The 6,542-nt window shown below is 66.3% G+C and carries 7 protein-coding genes and 1 pseudogene; 7 read left to right on the top strand and 1 reads right to left on the bottom strand.

The features are described 5' to 3' along the window. Positions 1–145 precede the first annotated feature (145 nt). From IF64_RS0124715 to IF64_RS0124705, 3 genes are all read left to right on the top strand, one after another. Complete coding sequence (locus IF64_RS0124715) at positions 146–448, top strand: hypothetical protein (RefSeq protein WP_030534577.1); 303 nt, start codon at positions 146–148, stop codon at positions 446–448. Positions 449–685: 237 nt separating this feature from the next. Next, on the top strand, positions 686–1,333 hold the full coding sequence (locus IF64_RS0124710) for a TetR/AcrR family transcriptional regulator (protein WP_084706095.1): 648 nt from the start codon (positions 686–688) through the stop codon (positions 1,331–1,333). Next, entirely contained in the window at positions 1,323–1,904 is a 582-nt protein-coding gene (locus IF64_RS0124705; RefSeq protein ID WP_030534575.1) for a hypothetical protein, read from the top strand. Before IF64_RS0124710 ends, IF64_RS0124705 begins: the two co-directional genes overlap by 11 nt. Positions 1,905–2,116: 212 nt before the next feature. Here IF64_RS0124705 and IF64_RS0124700 read toward each other — a convergent pair. Further along, a protein-coding gene (locus IF64_RS0124700; RefSeq protein WP_425468436.1) for an IS3 family transposase occupies positions 2,117–3,297 on the bottom strand; the annotation gives its coding sequence in 2 pieces (ribosomal slippage) (positions 2,117–3,028 and positions 3,031–3,297; 1,179 coding nt in all). Positions 3,298–3,664: 367 nt separating this feature from the next. Here IF64_RS0124700 and IF64_RS0124690 point away from each other — a divergent pair. The 4 genes and pseudogenes from IF64_RS0124690 to IF64_RS28020 all read left to right on the top strand — a co-directional run bounded on the left by IF64_RS0124690 (position 3,665) and on the right by IF64_RS28020 (position 6,525). Further along, on the top strand, positions 3,665–4,348 hold the full coding sequence (locus tag IF64_RS0124690) for a TetR/AcrR family transcriptional regulator (RefSeq protein WP_030534572.1): 684 nt from the start codon (positions 3,665–3,667) through the stop codon (positions 4,346–4,348). Then, the gene (locus tag IF64_RS0124685; protein WP_048807872.1) at positions 4,345–5,241 is read left to right on the top strand and encodes an alpha/beta fold hydrolase; all 897 of its coding nucleotides are present in this window, start codon (positions 4,345–4,347) and stop codon (positions 5,239–5,241) included. Before IF64_RS0124690 ends, IF64_RS0124685 begins: the two co-directional genes overlap by 4 nt. Continuing rightward, positions 5,238–5,888, top strand: a pseudogene (locus IF64_RS28025) (FAD-dependent oxidoreductase); the annotation flags it as partial. The gene IF64_RS0124685 and the pseudogene IF64_RS28025, both read left to right, overlap by 4 nt. 157 nt (positions 5,889–6,045) lie before the next feature. Next, positions 6,046–6,525, top strand: a complete 480-nt coding sequence (locus tag IF64_RS28020; protein ID WP_084706094.1) for an ATP-binding cassette domain-containing protein — start codon at positions 6,046–6,048, stop codon at positions 6,523–6,525. Positions 6,526–6,542: the final 17 nt, after the last annotated feature.

The raw sequence follows: 6,542 nt of genomic DNA, 5'->3' as shown, positions 1-6,542 counted from the left end.
ACGAACGCCGCGCCGACACCTTCACAGCCTTCCTCGCGCTGGCCGCCGCCCTCGTCTGCTTCAAACGACTCCAACAAACCAACTGAGACAAGCTCTAAACCACTGTCACAGTTTCCTTCAGCAGCCCCTGTCGCCCGACCCTCGTGTGTCTGCGGTCGCGGCGGGAGTTCTCACGGCCGCGCTCGGTGTCGGGCTCAGCGTGGTAGTGCTGGTGATATTCAGGCGACTCGCGCCGGACACCGGACCGGTCCGGAGGTTTCTGTCGGCGAACGCGTTCACCGTCTACGTCATTCATCCCGCAATCCTGGTCGGTCTTGCACTGATGCTTCGGGACGTCGCGGCTCCGGCGATCGCGAAGTTCGGCGTCCTGCTCCTCCTGGCAGTACCGGCCTGCTGGCTGCTCGCTGCAGTCGTGCGCACGATCCCGGGAGTCAAGAAGATTATGTGACAGCTTTCTCCGCTCCCCAATGCCCGGCACCCTTCGCGACCGGGGTTCAAAGCTCGGCCGTGGCCGAACCTTCGCACCGCGCCTGGCGTCCGGTCGCTCCCACGGCTCTGCAGCCGCCAAGTGACCGTACAGCGCCAATGTCGGCCTGCCGCCGTCGCACGCCTGCTAGAAGGGATGGACGCCGCATATTTACTTCGATACGCTTGTATTGCACTGTAGAAGAAAGGGAGATGGGCTATGGCGCGAGGGCGCGGACGCGATCACGATGTGGTCCGGCAAGCGATCATCGATGCAGCGGGCACGGCGGTCGAGCAGGGGGGCCTCGAGTCGCTGACGTTCCGTCGGGTCGCTGCTGCCGCGGATGTATCCCCGGGACGGGTCCAGCACTACTTCACCGACCGCGCCAGGCTGGTACAGGCCTGCTTCGATGCTGTGCAGGATAGGGCGCGTTCTCGTGTGGAGGCGACGCTCGCGAAAGTCGAGCCGAGTCCTGCGGAGGTGGTCGCGGCGATTCTGCGCACGATGATCCCGCGAAGTCCCGAGGACTTCAGAGATCTCCGTGTGGTCACCATGTTTGAGACCTTGGCGCTCACCGAGCCGGCGTTGGGGCGGGCACTGCTGGAAGGTCACGCAGAGCTGCGCATGCTGCTGGTCGATCAGGTTGCGCTCGTCTTACGCAGCTCCGGTTCCGCGCTGGAAGCAGCCGGTATCACGTCCTCGGAGATGATCTCTGATGGATTGCTTGCGACGGCCGGCGGGCTCGCGAGTGAAGTCCTGCACGGCCATCTCGGGGCCGACGAGGCACACCGGGTCCTAGACGCGGCGCTGGCTTGCGGGCTCGGCAAGAGCACGACTGACGACACGGAGGCTGGCCATGACGCATGACTCCGAGGTCCTGCGGCCGCTGCGGCGCGGGGAGGGGCTGGTCCGGGGCCGTTTCGTGACCGAGCACGACGGGGCGGGCTACGTCGTCGACGCTCACTACCTCGACCTGGACGAGCGCATCCGCCTCTACCGGAACGGACGACTCGTCGATACTGCTCGCGGGCGTGCCACGTTCCATCTCGGCGGTGGCGTACGGATCGAGGCCGCGGTCGCTAAGGCCGGCATGAAGTACGTTCGCCTGCGACAGGGCGAAGCTGGCGACACAGTGCAGCTTCCACCGGCCGAAGGAACGGCCGAGGCATGGCGGGCGCGGGTCGGTACCGCTCACCCTACCGCGAGCCGAGTCGTCGGTTGGGTCTCGCTTGTCGTCCTACTGGCTGTGCTCGGGATCGAGCTTCCCCAGCTGATCAACCTCGCCGGGAACCTGACGCCGCTCGTCGGACTGCCGTCGTTCGAGGTCCCGGCGCTGACGCTACCGGGCTGGACGAACGTGGCACTCATTATCCTGGCCGGAGCCGCCGGGCTCGAACGCAGCCTGAGCATGAAGTACAACCCTCTGCTCGACGACTGATCGGCCCGATGGGTCAGAACACTCATTCGCGGCGCTTCAAAGAAGATGATATCTGCGGCGTGGGCGCTGCTCTCCACGCCGATCGCGGACAGCGTCGAGCCATTGCTCGCTCTGCGGATCAGTGCCGACCGGTGCGGATGGTAAATGCCCCTGACCGCGAGCGGTTTCTGCCAGTCCTGGGGCGTGAGGAAGGAACTGGTGACAGGTTCGGTTTAGGCCGCGAGTGTGAGCCGCTCGGTTAGCTTGGCTTCGAACTCGATGGGCGTCAACCCGCCGAGAGTGTCCTGTGCTCGTTGGCGGTGATACTTCCGCTCGATCCAGACCACGATCGCGAGTCGCAGTTCTTGTCGGGTGGTCCACCGCTGCTGGTTGAGGACGTTCGTTTGAAGAAGCGACCAGAAGCTCTCCATCGCGGCGTTGTCTCCGGCCGCTCCGACGCGGCCCATCGATCTGACGATGTCGTGACGACGCAGCTCACGGGCCATGGCTCGGCTGCGAAACTGGCTGCCCCTGTCGGCATGCAGGATGCAGCCAGCGACCTCACCACGGTGGGCGACGGCGTTGCGGAGGACGTCGACGGCGAGCTTCGCGGTCATCCGATCCGAGATCGAGTAGCCGACGATCCGGTTGGAGAACACGTCCTTGATCGCGCAGCAGTGGAGCTTGCCCTCGGTGGTGGTGCGGTGCTCGGTGATGTCGGTCAGCCACACCCGGTTCGGTGCGTCGGCGCGGAAGACGCGCTTCACGTGATCATCGAACACCGGAGGGCCAGCCTTCTTGCCCTTCCCGCGCCGGCGGCGCTGCGCGGACGAGAGGAGCCCGGCCTGAGAACACAACTTCCACGCCGTCCGGCGGCTCATCCGCCACCCGGCCCGCCGCGCTTCGTCAGCGAGGTAGCGGTAGCCGAACGTCGGATCGTCGTGGTGCGCGTCGTGCAGCGCGTTGATCCGATACGCGCGGAGCACGTCCGCATCCCGGATCGGGGCGTTGCGCCACCGATAGTAGGGCTGGCGAGCGAGCTTCAGAACCCGGCACGACACCGAGACGGGGATGCCGTCCGCGGCGAGCTCAGATACGAGCGGGTACGTCATTTTGGGGAGCCACCGAGTTTCAGGTTCGCCTGCGACAGATACGCCGCCGCCCGCCGGAGAACCTCGTTCTCCTGCTTGAGCAACCGGATCCGGTTCTTCAACTCGCGAGCCTCGGCAGCGTCCGCAGCCGTCTGACCGGGACGGTTGCCGTCCTCGACGTCTGCTTGGCGGAGCCAGTTCTGCAACGTCGCTTCGCTGATACCGAAGTCGACGGCGATCTGCTTGATGGTGACGCCGCTTTCGCGGCTACGAGCGACCGCGACAACGTCCTCGCGGAACTCTTTGGGATAGGGACCGGGCATGATGACATCCTCCCCGTCAGCGCCTCCCGGCGCTAACGATCAGTTGTCACCGATCCGTTCCTCACGCCCATGACGGGCTCGTCCTGCTCGAACAGGCCGACCTCATGGACCCGCCGTGTTGGAACTGACGGCATTCGTGCCGCGAGGTGGTGCGAGCCGGCTGAGCGGCTCGGCGTCGAGTTGCCGCGCCTCGTCGCTGCCACCGTGGTCTGCAGAGGGCGAGAAGGGTCCACTTCATGACCAACCAGAAGTGGTGACCCCGTTGGCGCCCGGATCGGCCGCGCTCGAGGGGGACGTCGTCGTGCTGCCCAGGGGTGGGGTAAGCCCGTAATGACCGAAAGCGTTCTTCTAGTCATTACGGAGTGCGATGCCCAGACCTCTGATCCCGGATCGACGCGGCAGGATCCTGGACGCCGCGCGGATCCTCCTCCTTGAACGCGGGTGGTCGGCGACGACGGTGTCGGACATCGCCTCGCGCGCCGGCGTAGCGAAGGGCGCGGTGTACCTGGAGTTCCAGAACAAGACCGCGATACTCGATGCCCTCATCCGCGAGAGCACACGCCGATCGATCGTGTACGTCCGTGAGTGCATCGAGAGTTCGGACAGGCTCGTCGATCTTGCGCGGGCGTATCGCTTCGGAGTCGATTCGCTGCTCTCCGACCCCTTGATGCGCGCCCTTTATCTCGGGGATGCCGACGTGCTGGGCGCGCATATGGGCCAGCTGCCCGGTCAGCGCTATCGCGAGCGGGTCGACTGGCTGGGCGACTACGTCCGGCAGCTTCAGCTCGCCGGAGTCGTCGACGATGGCGTCGAGCCCGATCGCATCGTCGGGGTCATGAGGACGTTCACGGTAGGTCTCGTCCACTCTGCGGGTGTGCTCGGACCGTCGGGGGCTGAGGATCTGGCGGCGACGGTCGAACTATTCGCCGACACCATCAGCAGTGGCCTCGCAACCCACCGTGCGCCCGACATCGATGCCGCTCATGAAGCGCAGCTTCAACTCCTGCAGCGACTCGACGACCAACTGACCGAACTGGAGCGGAATCTATGAGTCGAGACGCCTCGCCCCTCACGAACATCAGCGGCTTCGAACGCCACGGAATCGACCTCGACGACGGGCACGTCTCGTACCAGGTGGGCGGGGTCACCGGGCCTGCGGTGATCTTGCTCCACGGCGCCAGCCTGGACAACGGCTCGATCACATGGCGTCAGGTGGCCGAAGACCTCTCCCGCGACCATCGTGTGTACACCCCCGATCTCCCCAAACACGGTGCGAGTTGGCCGTGGCGGGCTCGTGCCGATCAGCGCGGACTCGAATCCGTCGTTATCGACCTGATGGATGCGTGGGGTGTCGGCTCCGCGTCTCTCGTCGGGCTGTCGATGGGCGCCGCCGTTGCTCTGGGCACCGCATTGAACAACCCGGAGCGCGTGGATGCGCTCGTGCTGGCAGCATGCGGAGGCATCCAGGACCGCGTTCGCGCCCACGAGATCTCCTACCTGTCGCTTCGAGCGCCGATCTCGTGGGCCCTGACGCGACTGCAATCGCCGAAGGCTCTTGAGGATTTCGCTCGGAGCAAGCTGCCCTACGCCGACGATGTCACGGACCAGGATGTCGACTTCCTCGCCCGGGCCTATCGCGTCGAATACGGATCGAAACGCCGAGGCGGCGGGCACCTGTTCAGCGATTGGAACCGGTTCGAGGTGGGGTTCAGGAGGATGCGAACGAACTTCATGCCCCGGATGGAGGAGTTGCGCCGTCCGACTCTGTTCTTGCACGGTGATCGCGACGATGCCGTGCCCCTCGCGCTTGCGGAGGAGGCGGCGCGCCGCACTCTGCTCGGACGTATCCAGGTGATCGAGGGCGCGAGCCACTTCCTGCCGCAGGACCACCCCGTCGAAACCGTCCGCGCCGTCCGCGAGTTCCTCGAGGAGATCGAGCGATGACAAGGGAAACCGCGCCGTCTGACCGTACGGCGATCATCGTGGGCGCCGGCATCGCCGGCCTGGCCACGGCCCTGAGCCTCGCCCGCGCGAAATGGTCGGTCATCGTCCTGGAACGCGCGGCCCGCTTGCGCGGCGGCGCCTTCGTCGTTGGATTCTCAGGCATGGGGTACGAGGCGGCCACGCGACTGGGATTGGTCGAAGAACTGCGCGCGCGGGCATCTCCATGGAGGCCGATGCAGCAGGTCGACGGCGATGGAAGGGGGCTCGCTTGGATGTCAGAGGCTTCGCAGCGTGCGCTGACGGGCCACCGGACTGTCTCTATCCTCCGCGGTGATCTCGAAGGCGCACTGTATGGCGCGGCGCAGCACGTCGCAGATATCCGATTCGGCCAGACCGTCACGGACGTCACCGACGGCGCCGATGGGGCAGTCGTCACGCTGCGCGACGGGTCGCGCGTCGCAGCTGATCTCGTGATCGGCGCCGACGGCGCGCATTCCACCGTCAGGCGGCTCGTCTTCGGCCCCGAGGATCGGTGGCGGTACGACTTCGGCGTGAAAGTCGCGTCGTTCGAGGTGATCGATCCGCCGACGTCGGTTCGCGAGAAGACAACCCTCCTGACCGCGGTCGGCCGCAGCGCGGGCCTCTACCCGCAACGTGATGGACGACTGAGCGCGTTCTTCACCTTCGTTCGCGACGACGCGGGGACCGCAGACGCCGCGGCATCTCTGGGACGCGCCTACGGCGACCTCGGGTGGGTATGGCCCGATCTGATCCAACGCGCCGTGAGCGCGGAATCGATCTTCGCTGCTCCGTCTGATCGTCGGCGAGCTGACGCCGACAGCCGGGACGATCACCCGGGCCGGTCACGTCGCCTACCTCCCGCAGAATCTCGCGCTCCGCACCGCGTCGACGGTCGCCGATCTCCTCGGCGTCCGCGGCAAGCTCGACGCGCTCCGAGCGATCGAGTCGGGGGATGCAGATCCGCGGCACTTCGACGCGCTCGGCGATGCGTGGGACATTGACACCCGCGCCCGTGTCATCCTCGACGGCCTCGGACTCCGCGGCCTGGACCTCGACCGAGAGGTCGGCGCTCTGTCCGGCGGCGAGACCGTGCTGACGGCGCTGGCCGGCCTGCGTCTGAGGGGCGACCAGATCGTGCTCCTCGACGAGCCGACCAACAACCTCGACCGACAGGCCCAGGAAGCTGAGTCCCGCATAGTGGTGTGGCGCGGTCGCCGGGATCGTCTACGAGGTGTTGTGGACGTGGGCGCGGCCACCGCGTGATCCTTCGAGTCAACCTT

Source organism: Prauserella rugosa (genome assembly GCF_000719975.1).
GTDB lineage: Bacteria > Actinomycetota > Actinomycetes > Mycobacteriales > Pseudonocardiaceae > Prauserella > Prauserella rugosa.
This window is presented reverse-complemented; position numbering and strand designations above follow the sequence as displayed.

Bases quoted from the DNA above. Each gene is read 5' to 3' on its own strand.
- IF64_RS0124705 (WP_030534575.1), top strand. From the start codon at position 1,323: ATGACGCATGACTCCGAGGTCCTGCGGCCGCTGCGGCGCGGGGAGGGG.
- IF64_RS0124690 (WP_030534572.1), top strand. From the start codon at position 3,665: ATGCCCAGACCTCTGATCCCGGATCGACGCGGCAGGATCCTGGACGCC.
- IF64_RS0124685 (WP_048807872.1), top strand. From the start codon at position 4,345: ATGAGTCGAGACGCCTCGCCCCTCACGAACATCAGCGGCTTCGAACGC.
- IF64_RS0124710 (WP_084706095.1), top strand. From the start codon at position 686: ATGGCGCGAGGGCGCGGACGCGATCACGATGTGGTCCGGCAAGCGATC.